Raw genomic sequence first — 19,266 nt, forward strand, 5'->3', positions numbered from 1 at the left:
TATGCAGCTCATCAAGTCCTGTTGCACTTCCCCCCGGCCTATCATTTTTCCATGTCTACCCAACAAACCGATTACGACACGATCATTATTGGTGCCGGCATGAGCGGGCTGGCCGCCGGGATTCGGCTGGCCCATTACGATCAGCGAGTATGCATTCTCGAGAAGCACTGGACGATTGGCGGCCTCAACTCGTTTTACCGCACGAATGGCCGCAACTACGACGTTGGCCTCCACGCGATGACCAACTATACCGCCAAAGGGGCCAAGCGAGGACCTCTGGCTCGACTGCTAAAGCAGCTTCGATTTCGTTGGGAAGATTTCGAATTGGCCGAACAAGCGGGCTCGCGAATTGCTTTTCCCGGGGTGAATCTCGACTTCAACAACGAGATCGATCTACTCCGTTCCGAAATCGCGCGGGAGTTTCCTCACCAGAAGGATGCATTTGAGCAATTGCTGGTCAGGCTCACCGACTACGACGACCTCAAGCAAGAGGATTTCGAGCTTTCGACGCGAACGATCTTGGGAGAGATTTTTTCCGACCCCGTACTGGTGGAGATGTTGCTCTGTCCGCTCATGTGGTACGGAAATGCGAGAGAGCACGACATGGATTGGGGGCAGTTTTGTATTATGTTTCGGAGCATCTTCTTAGAGGGGTTCGCCAGGCCCTTTAAGGGAGTGCGTCTGATCCTGAAGCATCTTGTGCGGCGCTACCGTGAGTTAGGCGGAGAGCTTAAGCTGCGAAGCGGCATCTCGAGAATTTGTGTCGACGACGACCGTGTAGTGGGTGTTGAGCTAGAAAACGGCAACGTCATGACTTGCAAACGAATTTTGTCGAGTGCGGGTGTCGTCGAGACGATGCGTCTATGCGATGACAGCTCCGTCTTAGAGGTTGCTTCGGCGGGAGAGATGACCTTTATCGAGTCGATCTCGGTCCTCGATTGCCAGCCCAAACAGATCGGGTTTGATCAAACGATCGTCTTTTACAACGATTCCAAGTCATTTCATTGGGAGAAGCCCGCTAACTCTTTTTGCGATGTGCGTACGGGAGTGATATGCTCCCCGAACAATTACAACTACGGGTCACCGGACCAGCAGTTAGAATCCGGGCTCATCAGGCTTACTACTATCGCTGATTTTCAGCGTTGGGCCTCTTTGAGCGAGGAGGAATACAGTCGCATGAAGCTGAAGTGGTACGATGCCTCGGTCGCCTCGGCTGTGCGATTCATGCCCGATTTTCGGCGGCGAGTCATCGATACCGATATTTTCACCCCGAAAACCATACGTCGCTTCACGTCGCATGACAACGGTGCGGTTTACGGGGCCCCCAAAAAGCAGCTTGATGGCACCACGCGTTTAAAGAATTTATTTCTTTGCGGCACCGACCAGGGTTTTGTTGGCATCGTGGGCGCCATCGTCAGCGGCATTTCGATGGCAAACCAACATTGCCTACGGACAGCAGAGTAACGCAAAAGCCAATTGTTTAACCGCGTGGGTAACGCCCCGCGCTGAAAGGCATTGTTTAACCGCGTGGGTAACGCCCCGCGCTGAAAGGCATTGTTTAACCGCGTGGGTAACGCCCCGCGCACAGGCTTCCAGGGCGGTAGCGGCACGATCTCCATCGGATTCAGGAAGGCCAGCCGATTGAAAATCAGGCAGACCGCAACAAGTCTCTTCGCCGTGACTCGTGTTTTGCACGGCTCCGCTCAAGTTGTGTTTGTGAACTAGTGACTCGCTGGTTCGAACAGCGAACCACTGCGACGCCCCCACCTAAGTCCCGCCGGCGACTTGAGATTGATGTTTGGGGCGTGGATACCCTAGACTGCTCCTGATAATGCCTGCTGAGCGGGATAGGCTACCCCATCCAGCGAAACTTTACCTGACTCCGAGGATCTTCCGAACCAAATATGTCACTGGAACACCTTAAATGGCGGTATGCCGTCAAGCGATTTGATCCGTCTCGCAAGATCTCGGCCGATCTTTGGGAGCAAATCGAGGAATCTCTCGTACTGACTCCTAGCAGTTTTGGCCTTCAGCCTTGGAAGTTTCTGGTTGTAACCTCGGAGGAGGTAAAAGCCAAACTGCCTGCCATCTCTTGGAACCAAAATCAGCCCGCAGATTGCTCCCACATGGTTCTTTTTGCAGCTAACCATGCGATCGATGCTGATTATGTGGCACGTTATGTTGCAGACATCGCCAATACACGTGGGGTGCCGCTGGAGAGCCTCACGGACTTTCGGAATGTCATGCTGGGGTTTCTGCGAAATCGTGGGTCGGAGTTGTTCAGTTGGGCATCTAACCAAGTTTACATCGCCTTGGGGCAGTTGATGACAGTGGCTGCGAGTCTCGGCGTGGACGCTTGCCCCATGGAGGGATTGCTCATGAACGAGTATGATCGCTTGCTAGGGCTTGAGGGATCCGGATTTCGAACCGTTGTGGGTTGTGCTTTAGGTTACAGGCACCCGGACGACCATTACGCACGAGCTGCCAAGGTTCGGTTTCCCCGGAGTGAGATGGTTACCAGGATATAGGATCGGTTAGGATCGGGATCGGTCGATGAAACGCAAGGATCACAGCAAGCAATCAGAAAGCAAGCTGCCGAGGAGTTCCAAATGGCTCGTCGATGGTTTCTGCTGGTATTCTCGTGGGCTGGTCAGAAAACAGTTTCAGTCGATGGGTTTTTTGGGGACCGAGGATCTGGCCAAAATTCCGGAGCATCATTCGGTCATTATCTACGCCAATCATGCGAGCTGGTGGGACCCCATCGTCGCGATGATGTGCCAAAACCATTACATGAGCCGGCGGACCCTCTACGCTCCCATCGACGCGGAACAGCTAGAAAACTACGCCGTACTCAAGAAAATGGGCTTCTATGGTGTGCGGCTGCAATCCTTTTCCGGAGCGCAGCAATTTCTGGATACGAGCAAAGAGCTGCTCAAGCATACCTCCACGTCTATCTGGATCACTCCCGAGGGTCGATTTTGTGACGTCCGGGACCAGCAGCAAACTCTGATGCCGGGGCTGGCTCATTTGGTGACCAAGGTCGAACGAACCACCGTGATTCCGTTGGCTTTGGAGTATGGTTTTTGGAACGATAGTCGCCCCCATATTTTCGGTCGGTTCGGAGAACACATCGATTGCGAAAAGCATCGTTTCGAGGACAAAGCCGCTTGCAATGAGTATCTGACTATGGCTCTTCGCAAGTCGCAACGCGAACTCGCCGCAAAAGTCATCGCACGGGATCCCAAAGCGTTTGACTTTTTGTTGGCTAGCCACACGAAGCGATTGAGTTGGTATGATTTCGCCAGAAAATGGGCCGCCTGGGTTAAGGGACGCCCGTTTGATCCTAGGCACTCCGCTTCACTGAAACCATAGGTAAGTCCTTTGCTATCGATTGGCTTGATCGTTTTTGCTGCGATTCTCGCGCTCCTGCCGGTGCTTATGTTTCTTAAGAACATAAGGTTGTTTCTACCAGCCACCACCGAGTCGTCCCTCCTCGAAGCTGCAAGAAGAACATCGATCAGTATCTGCGTTCCCGCCCGAAACGAAGAGAAAAGCATCGGGGCCGCATTAACAAGCCTGCTAGCGAGTGATCATGATACGTACGAGGTGCTCGTGCTTGACGATCACTCCGAAGACAGCACGGCTGCGATCGTGTCAAATTGGATGAGCCAAACGGACAAGGTTAAGCTGATCTCCTCGCCGCCGTTGCCCGCTGGTTGGAATGGCAAGCAGCATGCATGTTGGCAATTGGCACAAGCGGCGAAGCATGATTTTCTGTTGTTTCTCGACGCCGATGTTCGCGTCATTCCTGATGCAATAACAAGAATTCTGGCTGAGCAGTCGATTCGTGATGTCTCGCTGCTAAGTGGTTTTCCGAGGCAAGAGACAGGTACGTTCAGCGAGAAGCTGCTCATTCCGATGATGCATTACGTTCTCCTATGCTATTTGCCCATGGATCGGATGAGAGCGACCACGGATCCTGGATTTGCGGCAGGTTGCGGACAGCTATTTTTGGCTAAGAAGTCAGATTATTTTGCGTGCGGAGGTCACTCCGCCATCCAGAACTCGCGGCACGACGGAATTCAACTACCTCGTGCGTTCCGAAGAGCAGGCTTCTCGACCGATCTGTTCGATGCAACCGATCTAGCGGCTTGCCGCATGTATGAGACATTCCTGCAGGTTCAGCGAGGGCTGCTAAAGAATGCGACTGAGGGGATTGCGAATCCTAGGTTGATTGTACCCTTTACGGTGCTTTTGCTAGGCGGGACGATTCTGCCGTTGATTTTGTTGGCAGTGGGCTGGTCGCAAGGATGGTCGCTGGGTTCGATTGGTTTTCTTCTAATGCTAAGCGGTCTGACTTGGTTGCCACGCTTGATCGCCGCGAATAGGTTCCGGCAGCCCATGCTCGGGGCGTTGAGTCATCCCGTCGCTATCGTTTGGTTTGTGACGTTGCAATGGATTGCGTTGGTCCGACAGTTTCTAGGGTTGAAAACCCGTTGGCGAGGGCGGAATTGACCGAACCATTAGCAGTGTTCAGGCCTCGATTTTTTGGTTAAATAGCGGTTTAGCAGCAGTCGTAGTGGATCTTGTTAAAGATCCCTACCCGCAACGCGACCTCAACGGCGCATTGGATTAACTAATCGGGACGGAACATATGGCGACATCAGAAACTCAAGAAATACCGAATCGGTTTGATTTCAGCACTGCTTGTAAGGAGATCTATCAAGCGTGGGTGGAATCGGGATGTTTCGATGCCAACGTAAACCCGGACAAAAAGCCGTTCACGATTGTAATCCCCCCGCCCAACGTGACAGGTGCATTGCATTTAGGGCACGCACTCAATAATACGTTGCAGGATGTTCAAATCCGCATGCACCGCATGATGGGCTACGAAGCCTTATGGATGCCAGGAACGGACCACGCCGGAATCGCTACCCAAGCGGTGGTGGAGCGTCGACTCAAGGAGTTGGAGAATAAGACCAGGCATGACTTGGGTCGAGAGAAGCTGGTTGAGCGAATTTGGCAATGGAAAGATCAGTACGAGGCACGCATCCTGGGTCAATTGCAGAGCATGGGCTGCTCCTGCGATTGGCGACGAACGCGATTTACTCTCGATGACCGCTGTGCTCAGGCGGTACGCAGCACCTTTTTTGATCTCTTTGCGAAAGGGCTGATCTATCGCGGCAAACGCCTGGTGAACTGGGATACTTATCTACAAACGGCTGTCAGCGACGACGAGGTTTTCACCGAGACGGTCCACGGTTCATTTTGGCATCTCCAGTACCCGGTCGTGGATCCGCAGCCAGGCGAACCGACGCATGTGACCATCGCTACCACTCGTCCTGAAACCATGCTGGGTGATACCGCCGTCGCCGTTCACCCGAACCCAGCGGACGCCATGGCTCGCGTTGAGGCGGCGTTGAAGGATAAGTTGAGCGAAGCCAGCTCGAAGGACAAACCTGGGATCGAAGCTCAGTTGGAGCAACTCCTGTCGCGGCGCCAAGACCTGTTGCCTCAGCTAGAGATACTGGCAAAGATGGCTCGCGAGGGCCGCACGCTTCGCTTGCCGATCGTTGATAGAGAAATTCCGCTTGTGGCCGACGAATGGGCCAAACCGGAGATGGGGAGCGGTTGCGTGAAGATTACTCCCGCGCACGATCCGAACGACTACGAAGTCGCTTTGCGCTGCCAGCTACCGATGATCAACATTCTCAACTCAGACGGAACGGTTAATGAGAACGCAGGCCCCTACGCCGGTATGACGATGAACAAGACCCGAATCAAGGTCGTCGAGGAAATGGATCGACTCGGGCTTCTGGCCAAGACCGAAGATCATCAGATTGAGCTAAAGCATAGCGATCGCAGCAAAACCCCTATTGAGCCTTACTTGGCCGACCAATGGTTTGTCAAAATGGATCAATTGGCCCAATCAGCCATGGATGCGGTCAACGATGGACGTGTCAAAATCTATCCGCCACGTTATGCCAACGGCTACCTGGATTGGCTGGGAGAAAAACGTGACTGGCCAGTGGGACGTCAGTTATGGTGGGGACATCAGATTCCTATCTGGAGTCGTTCGTTTGAAGATCCCGAACAGGCGAAATCGCTCAAGTTTCAGTTGGAATCGATGTCCGAGCGATCGGCTGGTTTGCTCAATGTTCAGATAGAAGAGCCTGGTACGGTGCATGCGTGTGTTCGCAATCCAGATCCCGCTTTGGAGCTGAAATTGCACTCGCTTGGCTTGGTCCGACAAGAGGACGTTCTTGATACGTGGTTCTCGTCTGCACTTTGGCCTCATTCGACTTTAGGTTGGCCAGAGAAAACCCCTGAGCTCGAGTACTTTTATCCGACCAGTGAGTTGATCACTTCTCGCGATATCATCACCCTGTGGGTTGCTCGCATGGTCTTGATGGGGCTAAACAATGTTGGCGAGGTTCCCTTTAGCGAGGTCTTCATCCATCCCAAGATTCTAGATGGTTACGGCGAGACCATGTCAAAGAGCAAGGGGAATGGAGTAGATCCGATCGATGTCATCGACAAGTTCGGGCCAGATGCCTTGCGATTCGGTTTGAGTTGGTTGTGTACCGAAACCCAAGATGTGCGAATGCCCGTTCAGTATGAGTGTCCGCACTGTGAAGCCAAAGTGAATCAGACCAAGGAGAATCGGCAGTCTCCAACCGTAACATGCGACTCTTGCAAGAAGGTGTTCTCCACGCAATGGGCGGAATCGGCAGAGGACAAGGCGAATCCAAAGGCTCCCGTCGTGAGCGATCGGTTTGAGGTGGCACGGAACTTTGTCAACAAGCTCTGGAACGCTTCTCGCTTCGTCATGATGAACTTGAGCGGGCACTCTTTGGCGAATGCTTCCAGCGATTCTCTACCGTTAGAGGATCAATGGATACTTTCTCAGTTGGCGTCGGTTACGACTAAGGTTGAGAGCGAGCTCAAGCAGTATCATTATGCCGAAGCGGCTCGCGCGGTCTACGACTTTGCCTGGGACCACTTCTGTTCCTTCTACGTGGAGATGGCTAAACCACGCATGCAGGATCCCGCGACTCGGGATCAAGTGCAAAGAGTTTTAGCACACGTTTTGGACCGGATGCTAAGACTTCTGCATCCGATTACACCGTTCGTAACGGAAGCCATCTGGCAGCAATTGAATCGAATCACCCGTCAGAGAGATTTTATGACTGGCGAGGTTGCGAGCGATTGGATCGCCCGGGCACCGTGGCCAAGCTCGGATGCAGAGCACGAAAAGCCCGAGATTGAGCGTCAGTTTTCGCATTTCGTTGCTTTGATCGGGGCAGTTCGGGAGATCCGTTCCAGACAAAATATTGCACCTAAGCAGCAGATTTCTTTTTCGGTCAAGTGTTCTGATGCGATGCGCGATCTGCTTGCCCCCATGAGCAAGTTTCTAGAGGCCATGGCGAATGCCAAGGCCGAGCAGTGGAGTGAGAATCCGACAGTTCCCTCGGTGAACGCAGCAGTCTCTATCCCTGAGATGGATGTTTATGTAGATCTGACACAGTTTATCGACGTCGATGCCGAGATCAGCCGGAATGAAAAACTATTGGCGAACCTAGTAAAGCAGATCCAGGGCAAGGAGGGGCGATTGTCGAACGAATCGTTCGTGAGCCGTGCTCCCGCAGATATTATCGACAAGGAGCGTCAAGCCTTGGCGGATCTCGTGTCACAGCGACGAGCGGCGGAAGAGGCAATAGAGAAGCTTCGGAAGCTTTGATATCCATGTAGGGTTGCACCGGATGTGGCGCACAAATCGCGTGAATTTAGCGTAAAATGGGGGGTGGTTTACAACGGCTCCCCCTGTTTGCTCTATATTTTCACGGCTAAGTGACAGCAAGTTGTTGGAGCGATGCCACCGAATGCTGCCGCTGCACGCATTTCCTAATTTACTTTTTGGGATAGTTCACGAACAGGACGCAGTTTTCTTTCCTTTGTGTGCCAATTTTTTCCGGAGGGCCTTTATGTCAGACAATCCTTACCAGAGCGATTTCTCGGGAACCAATCCCAACTCTGACCTCGGCAGCACAATGGTTGGGGATCAGATGAGATTAAATGAAAGTCTTATCTCTATCGCGCGTTGGCAAGCGTTTTTCGGTTTCTTAGGTGCATTGTTCTGCTTTCTGATTTTCGTTTCAGTAGGAATTCAGGTACTTTTCCTGATAGGCCTCTCTGGTCTCGGTAGTGTGGAGGCTGTTCTGTCATCCGGTTTTGCGATATTGGTGCTTGTGGCTTACGGTCTGCCGACAGCTAAACTCATTAAAGCCAGCCAGAGTGCACGGGCCTGTGCCATGCAGGGCAAAACCGTGGCAGAGATGATTGATGATCAGCGCGCGTTTTGGCGAATTCTTGGGATAGTGGTATGCGCAACCGTTGGGCTTTATGTAGCTGCGATCGTGTTCGCGATCCTAATCGGTGTATCGATGTACAATTTTTTCTAGCGGTTAAAAAATGGGTTGGATGTTGTTGCTGGCCTGGTAGTTCTCCTGCGATTTCTACAGTGACGGGGTAAGGGATTTGAAAACGATCATACTTTGCGGCGGTCAAGGAACTCGGATGCGCGAGGAAACCGAGTATCGACCTAAACCACTGGTCGAGATTGGTGGGCGACCGATCCTTTGGCATATTATGAAGATGTATTCTTCTTTCAGCTATCGCGACTTCGTGTTGTGTCTAGGTTACCGTGGGCAGATGATCAAGGAGTACGTTCTTCAGTATCATGCGATGAACCATGATTTCACCCTTACCCTAGGGCGAGAAAAGGGACCTGAGTTTCATGAGGTCGTAGAAGAAAATCCGTTTACAGTGACTTTGGCCGAGACTGGCTTGAGCACCATGACTGGTGGTCGAGTACTTAGAGCATCCAAGTACATCAAAGACAAGACATTTATGATGACCTATGGAGATGGAGTCTCGGACATCAACATACGGGAGTTGGTACGTTTCCATGAATCGCATGGCAAGCTGGCCACGATTACGGTGACTCACCCAGTATCTCGATTCGGGATGGTGGACGTAGACCCGTTTGGTCGGGTTGAACGATTCGTGGAAAAACCCACGGTAGACACCTGGGCCAGTGCAGGGTTCTTTGTTCTGGATCGTAAAGTGTTCGACTATCTCGATGGCGACGATTGTGTCTTCGAACAGGCGCCGCTGGAACGTTTGGCCGCAGAGAATCAGTTAGTAGCATTTAGACACGAGGGCTTCTTTTTTGCAATGGACACCTATCGAGAGGTGTTGCAACTTAATCAATTATGGGAAAGCAATGAAGCGCCGTGGAGGGTGTGGTAGTTGCTTTACTTAAGTGATACCTACAGTGGGGCCAGAGTTCTCATTACAGGGCATACCGGTTTCAAGGGTGCGTGGTTAACCAAATGGCTCGCCTCACTTGGAGCGCAGGTTACTGGATATTCCCTTGCCCCCGAGGGAGATCGATCGCTCTATAATGCGCTGGGTTTAGACTCTCAAATCAACTCGGTTATTGCCGATATTCGGGATTATCGGTCACTCGCGAGCACTCTTAATCAGGTGCAACCTGATTTCGTGTTTCACCTGGCAGCACAATCATTGGTTCGGCGTTCTTACAAGTCACCCGCGGATACATTTGCAACGAACGTGACTGGGACCATCAATTTACTCGAAGCGATGAGGGAACTAGGTGATCTGGATAAGCGATGTAGCGTCGTGATCGTCACATCGGACAAATGCTACCGCAACGTGGAACGAACTTACGCCTATGTCGAGACGGATCCCTTAGGAGGCCATGATCCTTATAGCAGTAGCAAAGCGATGGCGGAACTGGCGGCCGAAAGCTATCGAAGCTCTTTTTTTCCCCCGGATCGCTCTTCCGTGCTAATAGCATCTGCCAGGGCTGGAAACGTGATCGGTGGTGGAGATTGGGCTGAGGATAGAATTGTTCCCGACTGTGTAAGGTCTCTCGATGCAGGATTGCCGATCACCCTTCGGAATCCACATGCGTATCGCCCATGGCAACACGTCCTGGAGCCTCTGTACGGATACTTACTGCTTGCTGCAAAGATGTGTCAAGCCATCGAGCCTAATGATTTGCGGGCCATGTGTTCTGCCTTCAATTTTGGTCCCGTTTGTTCGAATAATAAATCGGTCGATCAGCTTGTTGACGAAGTGCTTTTGCACTGGCCGGGCCGAAAGGAATACAAGCAACCAAGCCAAGCACCACACGAAGCAAATTTGTTACAATTGTCTGCCGCGAAAGCGGAAATGACTTTGGGATGGAAGCCAAACTGGGGCTTCGAGACCACTGTACAAAAGACGATCGATTGGTACAAAGCATTCCGTAGTGGCCAATCGGCGATCGCACTTACAGAGCAACAGATCCAAGACTACGAATCCATCCTGGCTTGTCCCCCTAACCAATCCTCTCCTTCATGACGGATCGACCGCTTCACAATATTCCGAATGGACGAGTTACTTGCTGCCAGATTTGTGGTAATCCAGACTTGCAAGAAGTGCTCAATTTGGGACACCAACCGTTATGCGACACACTGCTTTCGCATGAGGAGCTGTCTCGCCCCGAACAGCAATTCCCTCTTAGGCAGATGTGGTGTCCGAGTTGTACGTTATCGCAATTAGATTACGTGGTGTCCGGTCCTGTTGTATACCATGCCGAGTACCCTTATCGTAGCGGTGTCACGCGCGAATTAGCAGCATACCAATCGGAGCTCGCCGGAGACATCGTCGCATTACTAAAGATTGAACGAGACAGCTTAGTAGTTGATATCGGCTCGAATGACGGGACGCTTTTGAGTGCTTTTCGGGACTTGGGTATGCAAGTTCAGGGGGTCGAGCCAACGAATATCGCCAAATACGCAATTGAGGCGGGAATCGATACACTTCAGGAATCGTTTGATCCTGCCGCCGCCAGAGCCATTGTCGAGGCTCGAGGAAGGGCCAAGCTTGTCACGGCAACCAACGTTTTTGCTCACATGCAAGGCCTAGGGGACTTTCTGGAGGGTTTGGAGGTTTTAGTCGAAGCCGATGGTTTCTTTGTGCTGGAGAATCACTACCTAGGTGCGGTCATGGAGCGTTTGCAGTTTGACACGATCTACCATGAGCATCTGCGGACCTATTCGTTGCGGTCGCTTGTGACTCTATTCGACTATTATGATTTTCGCGTCGTGGATGCCTTTAAAGTTAGTCGGTACGGAGGTAACATTCGAGTCGTCGTAGCCAAGGGGAAATCGGGTGTGCCATCGGAGCGTGTCGCCGAGATCTTGCGAGAGGAAGATACTACGATGCGAGACACTGGCTACTACCAACGATTTCGAAACAAATCCATTCAGTTGAAGAATGATTTTGTCAAGTTAGCAATCGCCTGTGCGGAATCGGGATCGCATTTGATCGGCAATTCTTGTCCTGGGCGAAGTAGTACGCTATTGAACTTTGCTGGGATCGGTCCTGATTTGATGCCTTACATAGCTGAACAACCCGCTTCACTGAAGTTAGGCAAGTACTTGCCTGGCAAGCATATTCCCATTGTGAACAATCAACAATTGATCGACGAGCAGCCTGAGCATGTGATGCTTCTGGCTTGGCATTATGCTCGCCCTATTGCTGAACAGCTACGAGAAAGAGGGCTGCGATCGAAATTGTATGTTCCGATGCCTGAGTTAGCTCAGATGGAGATTTGATTTGTGGACTGCGAATCGTTTGGTTAGTTCTCCGGATGACATGGGAGGGCCTGCAAGGCTACTGTTCTTTGGAGGCGGTCGCTGGGCAAGGATCGTGTTAGAAGTGCTCCTGGCACAGACCGGCGGTGCTACTAGAATCGTATGGGTTACGCAACACAATGCAGATTCTGCTCGAGAGTGGATTACTAGGCGTGGGTGTGAGAGTATCGATGTTGTTTCCGAATGCCCCGTTTCAATCAGTGAGTTTTCGGGAGCGATTGTTGCCACCTCAGTCGATCGCCACTATTCCCTAGCGCGTCAATTGTTAGAGCATGGGGTCCCGGTTCTATGCGAGAAGCCGATAGCCATGACGAAAGAGCAGTTGGATGAGCTTAGGAGGCTGTCGGAGCGAGGCGATTGTCCCATCGGGATTCACCTTGAGTTTGCCTACCTGCGAGCATTCGACGACTTTTTGGAGCTGGTGCGAGGGATAAAGATTGAACGAATAGATGTCGATTGGTTAGACCCAACGGTTGAGATACGCGATGGCGTTGAGAAGCGTGCAGAATTTCGATGTGATATCATAAGCGACCAGGTGCCGCACATTTGGTCGTTGGTATCGCGAGTGTCGTTAAACCAGAGCGGCCTTGAGATCCATTCCGTCGACTATTCGCCTGTCAAAACCCTTCTCGTTGGGAGTATAGGAAACATTGGGGTGCAGTTCCAACTTAGTCGACGCCACTCGACTAGGAGGCGATCTGTGATTTTGAATCACGGGGAAGCGACGTTTGATTTCACGGTCGAGCCTCCCAATGCATTTTGTCACAATCAAGTATTGAATCTCCCTGTAAGTCAATTTCGTCCCCTGCAACTCTCGCTAGCCAGTTTTCTAGCTCAGATAACGACAGATTCACCTAAGCGAGAAATTTCGGGTGGGAGCGATAGACTTGAGACCGAAGATTCATCGGAGAAACTCAATCCATCGTGGCCGCTATCCCTAAACAATCAGTATGGTTTCTTGCTGGAGTGCTTGAAGGGGAGCGAACTGTTGAAGAAATCGCAGGATCAATATGCTGCGTGTTGGCTCTCGAATGACTGTCAAGAAAACTTAGACAATGTCGAATTACCGGATTATCAAATCGCGTACTTGATAGATCGCTGGTTACCAGTAGCAGTTCAAGCTGGTCACTGGCTGGTACCAAAAACGCCCGATGAAGAACGTGTTTTCGCGGGTATAGCACTGATCAAGCGAGGAGATTGGAGTATGTCCGATTAGATAGGGGTACGACCGTGTTTGCCCGGGAAAAGCAAATGTTGTCTCCCTGACTGCTTCATGGACTTTAGGACAAGAGCTTTGATAGGTCACTCCAAGTTCTTTCTGTTGCCCCTCTATGCCGGGCAGCGACTGCTGCTGCGGCTTGTCCAAGTTCGTTTCGCTGGGCAGGGTGCGTTAACATGTCTCTCACCCATGGTACAATTTCTCTCGAATCCTGAAATTGCTTGCAAGCTCGTTCCTCTAGAAGCAGGTTTACAACATCTCTAAAGTTTTTGGTATTGGGGCCAAAAGAAGTCGCGACACCATAAGCGCAGGGCTCAATCATATTCTGACCACCTCGATCGCCAAAGCTTCCACCGACAAAGCCGATATCAGCCAGCCCCCACCACCAGCGAAGTTCGCCAATTGAGTCGCCTAGGAAGATTCTCCAAGCCGGGTTGACATCGTCAGTTCCATCGAGACGAGATCGGCGATCCCATGGTATGTTCAAGGTTGCGATACGTTTGGCGACTTCTTCAAACCTTTCTTTGTGGCGTGGAACGAGCAGAAGACGAAGATTGGAGAACTCCATGTGTAGTTCTAGAAACGCTTTAAGCATTAGCTCTTCCTCGGGATGCTGGGTACTTCCCACAACCCAGATCAGATCGCTATGTTGGACGCCTAGGAGTGCTCGGCGACTGGTGACCTCTTCGGATGTTCGAAGAGGCTCTGCATTATCAAACTTTATGTTGCCGGTTACGGAAATCCGGGAGGGCTCGATGCCGAGGCCTCTAAAACGCTCAGCATAGATATCATTTTGTGCTCCGATCCAATTAATCGATCGAATCGTAGGGCGAATCAAAAACGATATTTTGCGATAGCCGCGGAGGCTAGATTCGCTCAAACGTCCGTTGACGATCGCCACTGGGCAGTTCCTTTTGGCAGCTTCTCGAATAAGATTCGGCCAAAGTTCGAGTTCCGCCAGGATGAGCAAGCGAGGGTTTAATTTGCTGAAGACTCTCGAAACGGCCCAAGAAAAATCGAGAGGGGCAAAAAAAACCAGATGACAGGGGTAGAGTTTACGGGCGAGGTCAAAACCTGAATCTGTGCTAGTCGAGATCGCGATGGAAAAGTTTGGATTCTCCTCGACGAACTTCTGTACGAAGGGTTGAATCAGTTGAATTTCCCCGACACTGACGGCGTGAATCCAAACGGTTGGGCCTTCCAGATTATGGAGGTACCTACAGCTTCGAAATTTTGCACTCCAGCAGCGTCTGTAACGACCATAGCGAAGCATTCGATAAAAAATGAATGGGCTCCCGCAAAACAGAATTACCAAGTACAATGCGTTAAGGAGGTAGATCATCTCCGCATGATATCAAAAACGGTATCGAACTGAAACAACTACTTGAGGCAATAAGCGAATTGCATGAATCGAACAGCCCGTACAACGCACGCCGGAGCAGCATCAGAGAATTGGCTTTTGGCTTATTCTATCGATTTGGCTTGTTTGCTGCTTCTCTGTCTTTCCTTCGCCTTAGGAAGCAGATTTTGGAGAGGCTGGTTTTCCGAGATCGATAGTGTCGTTTGTTCGGTCTGTATCGCCGTTGGTTTCGTAATTGCGGTATGCATGGGGTTCAGAATGAAATCGGGAAGATCCCGAAGTGTTGCTCCTTGGTTGTTTTTGTTTCTGGCAATTCTGGTTTTGTTCTATGCATTGGTCGCTGGTCGTCCCAAGTTAACAGGAATCTCTGCTGGAATGGCAGTCACGGCTTGGTTAGTAAAGCGTCTAAGCGGAGAGAGTATCTCACGATCACTTTCGCTGGGGCTTGCTCTAATGGTACCATCGTTCGTGAGTGCTTTTGAGGATCGTGGCGGGTTCGAGTTAATTGAAAACATGGTTTTGGAATTGACTTCTGGGCTTGCGGAGTCATCCTCGCAATTTCATATCCAAAGAGACAACATCATCGAGTTTGGTCATGGGGTCGCAAATCGGTTTTCGAGCGTTGGGCGTTGGGACAGCATCTTGCCATTCGTTGGAATCTCATTTTTATGCATCTATCTCTTCAGGAGAGCTTTAATTTGTTCTCTATTAACACTTTCGATGGCATTCCTTGTTTGGATGGCCGTGCGGGCAACGGCATGGTGTGTTTTTGCATGGTATGCAGCCCGAAGTGGATTTTGGCTAGAGTGGACCTTGGGCCTGGAAGTAGCGCTCTTTGCTACAGGAGCTGCATTAATTGTCTTACTAGATCAATTCTTTTCTTCTTTGTTAGCTCCGATCCCCTCGGAATTCGTAAATGAGGATTTGCCGTTGGTGGCATATCTATGGAATTGGATAGTCCTGCTACCGGCCTTGGAATTAGCGCAGCCTACGCGAGTTTTCGAGGATGAATCGTACAGCCTGGAGGATGAATAGCACTATGCTTGGCAAAAACTCAGTCGCTACCAATTGGAAGTGGTTCTTCTCAGAATTATTCAAACTGTTTACATCCCCGCTTGCGTTCGCAGCAAGTGGTTTGGATGCCGCTAGAGGCTGGAGATATTCAAGGCAATGGTGGCGTTTCTTTATTTCGATTCCTGCTTGTTTGTTCCTCTCGTTGATCTATTTAGTTTACGGTTTCTCCTATTTTGAGCGAACTGATACGAAAATTCAGCGTTATGGAGTAAAGAGTGAAATGGTCTGTAGCACACAACTACTCGAGGAGGTCGCATATGGAAAGATCGATTTCCTTGGCTTAAATTCAAGGTCGGCTACGGAAGATCTTAACCCCGAAAAAGATGAATTGCCCCCAGTCGAGAACGGTGGAAAGAAATTGACCGAACTACAGATTCGTTATATCAGACTATTAAATGACCGGATTTTACAAATTCAGCCAACAGACGGAAGCGCTCACTACCGACTAGGGTTACTAAAGGCCATAACAGGAGACCGGGAAGGCGCCCTGGATGAAATGAGAGCATTGGCTAACAATGAGGCGAACCCTTTTCCGGCAGCCAACTCCTGGGTCGCTACTGAGTTGCTAGATCGTTGGTTGAAAATGCCGACGTCAGCTATTTACTCGGAGCTAGTTGCAAATTTAAAATTAGCTTCGGCTTGGCCAGGGGTAAAACCTCAAGTTTTAGAGTTTTATGCTAATTTACTTTTTTCGAAGAATATGACGGCGGACGGAATTGGGATTGCTCAGCAAGCGGCCAAAAAGAACCGAGCCTATCACTTGCTACTTATGCAATACTACAAAAAGGTTGGTAATGCCGACGGATTAAGAACGTCGGGATATGAGGTGGAATCCTACTACAAGCCGAGATTGAACACTGCTTTGGAAGCTGTTTCCGATCGGTTGGCTTTGGTCGAGGCGGCTTTCCTTTTGGACAAGCCGGAAACTTCTCTAAGCATCGTTGAAGAAGGGTTAAAGAAATTTTCAGGAGAGGACCGGAAGGCTCTATCGCGCACGTTATCCAATATTAAAATTAGATTGTTTCAACAGTCGAAGCAAAAACTGGATGATGGAACGTATACGGCGGAAATTTCTCTGCTAGACGACGCGGCCGATGCCGACCCTGATAACCCGATTTTATCTGAGGAGATCGCGAATCTACTGCAGAGTAGAATTAGGCCCTCGCGGAAAGCGATTTCTATATTGAAACGACAGATCGATGCGGGAGTTACTACCGCGGAGACCCATCGAACGCTTGCGATTGGTTATTACTTGACCGGGAATACGGCAGAAGCAATACGGAATTTTGATTTCGCTGTTGGAAAATCCCGAACGGATTCTGACTCACGCAATGATTTGGCGATGTTGCTCGCTCGTGAAAACAATCCAGAAATAGAACGCGCACTGAAACTAATCGAAGAGGCTATTGCAATGGCTCCTAATAACCCAGCCTACCTAGATACCTATGGGCAGGTTCTAATGATCGCAGGTCGTTACGTGGAAGCCGTTCCCAAACTGGAGCAGTCATTAGAAAACGTTGTTGATCTAGACGATATCGAAAAATTGAAAAGTCACATCAACACGCGGCGACAGCTAAGCAGAGCTTATCGCGAGATTAATATGATCGATATGGCTAACGCACAAGATGGTGTCATCAACAAACTTGAGACTGTGCTAAAAGAAAAGGAAAACGAGAACTCTCCTACACCTGAAGGTGAATCGTCTAGCGTTACCGGTTCAAGATTGGACCCAGTCGACGTGTAATCTTGCAAGCAACACGAAGTGGAATTCTAATTGTCGCCGAACAGCAAGCGATTGGTAGAAGCGTATCGTCAAGTCGACATGAAGGATTTAGCGGAGGCCCAGGAAGTTACGATCAAGAGGTTAGAAGCAATCCTCAAAGAGAAGGACGCGGGAGTAAACGAAAAGGACGGGCCAATCTCTTCAAACTTGGCACCTAACCTCGACGACGTTGTGATTGCTTCTCCACCGTGCTTGGCTCGCAAACGGCTTACCGGAATGCTCGACTCCATTCGTTCAGCTAAAATAGCGGTCTAATGACCACCGTGTCCACCCGCTGCTGCGGCAGCCTTTTCGGCAGCGGCTTTTTCCTCTCGTTCCATCCGAATAGCTTCGTCCTTTAAACCTTCTCGCGAAACCATGCGCTCCATTTTGGAGGATGGCTCCTCGAACATTTCGGTTAACAAAAACACTTCGACTCTAGAATCCGATGCTGGGTCTAGCTTGTTTTCTTTAAACTTTGGTTCCGAGCTACCCGCGCTGGTCACGCGAATCCGTCTGTGGTCGATGCCTTTATCTACCAAGTAATTAAAGACCGCCATCCCTCGTTGGTGTGAAATGGTAAACGCATCCACTGCCGACTGGCGAGCACTTCCCCCGTTGTTGGCGGAATGGCCTCGAACCTCAATCTTAAATTGCTTCCCTTCTAATGTCGGCAGTAGTTCCTTGAGTTCCGCGATTCCTTGTTCATCCAGTTTTGTCGAGTTCAAGGAGAACGGAATAACCTTACCTACATTGGAACGAGCTCCCTCGTCATTCATTTGCTGCTTCTTCGCGTCGCCGTCAGACTTCTTGTTGCCCTTGTTTTGGGCAATGCGTCTTTGACCGCTTCCCGTTCCCGCTGCCGAGGTAATGGAACGCGATTCCTGGCCTGAAATCCTGTTTCCACTCGGATTACGAAAATGCTCCGCGACTGCTTCTTTGATTTCCGATTTCTGCGACGTTAGCCACATAACCATGAAGAAAGCCATCATCGCGGTCACGAAGTCAGCGTACGCAACTTTCCATGCACCACCTCCACCACCCATGACACTAGCCTCCCGAATCTACGGCTTTAAAAAGGGCTTCCATCTCTTCCGTCGTGGGACGAACGTCGTGGCTCAATCCTCGACGACCCGTTTCAATAGCCATCTTCGGTTGCATACCATTGAAAAAACCTTGCAAAACGCATGCGATCGTCTTGAAGTAATTGCCTTCGGAATGGCCAATCAAGTTCATCTTTCCGGCGAGTGGAGCGAAAAAGCCGTAAGACGCCAAGATCCCGAGAAACGTACCGACGAGTGCCGCACCGACGTGATGGCCGATTTCTTCTGGCGGCCCATCGATGTGCCCCATCGTAACCACGATCCCAAGAACCGCTGCGACAATTCCGAACCCAGGCAGACCGTCCGAGGTGGTCTGTAAGGCGTGAACCGGCAAATGATGTTCCTCCTCCATGGCACGAAGCTCGATGTCCATCAATGCCCCTACATCCTCAGGCCTTACGGAACCATCAATAACAGGACCGAACGCACCTTTGATGAATTCCGTTGCGTGATGGTCTGCCGCTAGCTTTGGGTACTTAGAGAAAACTGCGCTGCTATGCGGATCGGCGATGTGCCCCTCGAGAGCCAATAGCCCGTCACGACGCGCAATCCTGAATAGCTCATACAATGCTGAGAAGGTCTCTTCGTAGGACTTCTTTCCATACGGATCCCCCTTGAGAGATTGAATAATCCCTTTGACAATCCCCTTGAGAACTGCCGGGGAGGACATAATAACCAGAGCCCCCATGGAGGAGCCCCCGATTACGAGAACTTCCGAGGGTTGAATCAATGCCCCAACGTGACCGCCGGCCCAGATGAAGCCGCCGATAACGCTCCCGCAAACAATTAAGCAACCAACTATAATAACCATTAATGTTCCTCTGCTTGGTACATCGATTCACTCACGATGAATCGGGTCCGCTTGTATGTAGCTTGCAGTACTCGGAGGAGCAAGAAATCCGGTGAGCGAAGGGGTGCCTTCTAGAGCAAGGCTAGAGCTGAAGAGGATTGTAAGGTTTATACCGATCGTTTGTCCCTACAGAAAAATAGTGAACTGACGAGGTGGATTGCTAGCAATC

The 19,266-nt window shown here is 50.7% G+C and carries 16 protein-coding genes; 13 read left to right on the forward strand and 3 right to left on the reverse strand.

The features are described 5' to 3' along the window. Positions 1-51: 51 nt before the first annotated feature. The 10 genes from SH449x_RS00615 (at position 52) to SH449x_RS00660 (ending at position 12,945) form a co-directional block, all read left to right on the forward strand. Positions 52-1,464, forward strand: a complete 1,413-nt coding sequence (locus tag SH449x_RS00615; RefSeq protein ID WP_482379381.1) for a phytoene desaturase family protein — start codon at positions 52-54, stop codon at positions 1,462-1,464. Positions 1,465-1,904: 440 nt separating this feature from the next. Continuing rightward, a complete protein-coding gene (locus SH449x_RS00620) occupies positions 1,905-2,528 on the forward strand; it encodes an NAD(P)H-dependent oxidoreductase (protein WP_482379382.1) in 624 nt (207 codons plus the stop codon). Between the two features lie 25 nt (positions 2,529-2,553). Next, the gene (locus SH449x_RS00625) at positions 2,554-3,372 is read left to right on the forward strand and encodes a lysophospholipid acyltransferase family protein (protein WP_482379383.1); all 819 of its coding nucleotides are present in this window, start codon (positions 2,554-2,556) and stop codon (positions 3,370-3,372) included. 9 nt (positions 3,373-3,381) lie between these two features. Beyond that, positions 3,382-4,515, forward strand: a complete 1,134-nt coding sequence (locus SH449x_RS00630; protein ID WP_482379384.1) for a glycosyltransferase family 2 protein — start codon at positions 3,382-3,384, stop codon at positions 4,513-4,515. Between the two features lie 139 nt (positions 4,516-4,654). Beyond that, complete coding sequence (locus SH449x_RS00635) at positions 4,655-7,741, forward strand: class I tRNA ligase family protein (protein ID WP_482379385.1); 3,087 nt, start codon at positions 4,655-4,657, stop codon at positions 7,739-7,741. 244 nt (positions 7,742-7,985) lie between these two features. Beyond that, a complete protein-coding gene (locus tag SH449x_RS00640) occupies positions 7,986-8,462 on the forward strand; it encodes a hypothetical protein (protein ID WP_482379386.1) in 477 nt (158 codons plus the stop codon). A 76-nt stretch (positions 8,463-8,538) separates the two neighbouring features. After that, positions 8,539-9,312 (forward strand): glucose-1-phosphate cytidylyltransferase, encoded by a 774-nt coding sequence (rfbF, locus tag SH449x_RS00645; RefSeq protein WP_482379387.1) that lies wholly within the window; start codon positions 8,539-8,541, stop codon positions 9,310-9,312. Further along, entirely contained in the window at positions 9,313-10,431 is a 1,119-nt protein-coding gene (gene rfbG / locus SH449x_RS00650) for a CDP-glucose 4,6-dehydratase (RefSeq protein ID WP_482379388.1), read from the forward strand. After that, positions 10,428-11,690: a class I SAM-dependent methyltransferase gene (locus tag SH449x_RS00655; RefSeq protein ID WP_482379389.1), complete on the forward strand. Its 1,263-nt coding sequence runs from the start codon at positions 10,428-10,430 to the stop codon at positions 11,688-11,690. Before rfbG ends, SH449x_RS00655 begins: the two co-directional genes overlap by 4 nt. Position 11,691: 1 nt before the next feature. Then, a complete protein-coding gene (locus SH449x_RS00660) occupies positions 11,692-12,945 on the forward strand; it encodes a Gfo/Idh/MocA family protein (RefSeq protein WP_482379390.1) in 1,254 nt (417 codons plus the stop codon). Positions 12,946-13,009: 64 nt separating this feature from the next. Here the strand turns inward: SH449x_RS00660 and SH449x_RS00665 are convergent, their stop codons facing one another. After that, a complete protein-coding gene (locus tag SH449x_RS00665; RefSeq protein WP_482379391.1) occupies positions 13,010-14,290 on the reverse strand; it encodes a 3-deoxy-D-manno-octulosonic acid transferase in 1,281 nt (426 codons plus the stop codon). A gap of 63 nt (positions 14,291-14,353) precedes the next feature. Between SH449x_RS00665 and SH449x_RS00670 the strand changes: the two genes are divergently transcribed. The 3 genes from SH449x_RS00670 to SH449x_RS00680 are packed head-to-tail and all read left to right on the forward strand — an operon-like array spanning position 14,354 to position 17,420. Continuing rightward, positions 14,354-15,343 carry a hypothetical protein gene (locus SH449x_RS00670; RefSeq protein ID WP_482379392.1) on the forward strand — a complete coding sequence of 330 codons (990 nt, stop codon included), beginning with the start codon at positions 14,354-14,356 and terminating at the stop codon, positions 15,341-15,343. Between the two features lie 4 nt (positions 15,344-15,347). Further along, a complete protein-coding gene (locus SH449x_RS00675) occupies positions 15,348-17,126 on the forward strand; it encodes a tetratricopeptide repeat protein (RefSeq protein WP_482379393.1) in 1,779 nt (592 codons plus the stop codon). 30 nt (positions 17,127-17,156) lie between these two features. Continuing rightward, positions 17,157-17,420 carry a hypothetical protein gene (locus SH449x_RS00680; protein ID WP_482379394.1) on the forward strand — a complete coding sequence of 88 codons (264 nt, stop codon included), beginning with the start codon at positions 17,157-17,159 and terminating at the stop codon, positions 17,418-17,420. Here the strand turns inward: SH449x_RS00680 and SH449x_RS00685 are convergent. Next, a complete protein-coding gene (locus SH449x_RS00685) occupies positions 17,417-18,190 on the reverse strand; it encodes an OmpA/MotB family protein (protein ID WP_482379395.1) in 774 nt (257 codons plus the stop codon). The genes SH449x_RS00680 and SH449x_RS00685 overlap by 4 nt on opposite strands. A 4-nt stretch (positions 18,191-18,194) precedes the next feature. Beyond that, complete coding sequence (motA, locus tag SH449x_RS00690; protein ID WP_482379396.1) at positions 18,195-19,058, reverse strand: flagellar motor stator protein MotA; 864 nt, start codon at positions 19,056-19,058, stop codon at positions 18,195-18,197. Positions 19,059-19,266 lie beyond the last annotated feature (208 nt).

Source organism: Brakhagea baltica (genome assembly GCF_052161605.1).
In the GTDB taxonomy this organism is placed as follows: domain Bacteria; phylum Planctomycetota; class Planctomycetia; order Pirellulales; family Pirellulaceae; genus JBKCUI01.

Excerpts from the sequence above, each read along its gene's own strand:
- SH449x_RS00615 (WP_482379381.1), top strand. The coding sequence starts at position 52 with ATGTCTACCCAACAAACCGATTACGACACGATCATTATTGGTGCCGGC.
- SH449x_RS00620 (WP_482379382.1), top strand. The coding sequence starts at position 1,905 with ATGTCACTGGAACACCTTAAATGGCGGTATGCCGTCAAGCGATTTGAT.
- SH449x_RS00625 (WP_482379383.1), top strand. The coding sequence starts at position 2,554 with ATGAAACGCAAGGATCACAGCAAGCAATCAGAAAGCAAGCTGCCGAGG.
- SH449x_RS00635 (WP_482379385.1), top strand. The coding sequence starts at position 4,655 with ATGGCGACATCAGAAACTCAAGAAATACCGAATCGGTTTGATTTCAGC.
- SH449x_RS00640 (WP_482379386.1), top strand. The coding sequence starts at position 7,986 with ATGTCAGACAATCCTTACCAGAGCGATTTCTCGGGAACCAATCCCAAC.
- SH449x_RS00655 (WP_482379389.1), top strand. The coding sequence starts at position 10,428 with ATGACGGATCGACCGCTTCACAATATTCCGAATGGACGAGTTACTTGC.
- SH449x_RS00665 (WP_482379391.1), bottom strand. The coding sequence starts at position 14,290 with ATGATCTACCTCCTTAACGCATTGTACTTGGTAATTCTGTTTTGCGGG.
- SH449x_RS00670 (WP_482379392.1), top strand. The coding sequence starts at position 14,354 with ATGAATCGAACAGCCCGTACAACGCACGCCGGAGCAGCATCAGAGAAT.
- SH449x_RS00675 (WP_482379393.1), top strand. The coding sequence starts at position 15,348 with ATGCTTGGCAAAAACTCAGTCGCTACCAATTGGAAGTGGTTCTTCTCA.
- SH449x_RS00685 (WP_482379395.1), bottom strand. The coding sequence starts at position 18,190 with ATGGGTGGTGGAGGTGGTGCATGGAAAGTTGCGTACGCTGACTTCGTG.
- motA (WP_482379396.1), bottom strand. The coding sequence starts at position 19,058 with ATGGTTATTATAGTTGGTTGCTTAATTGTTTGCGGGAGCGTTATCGGC.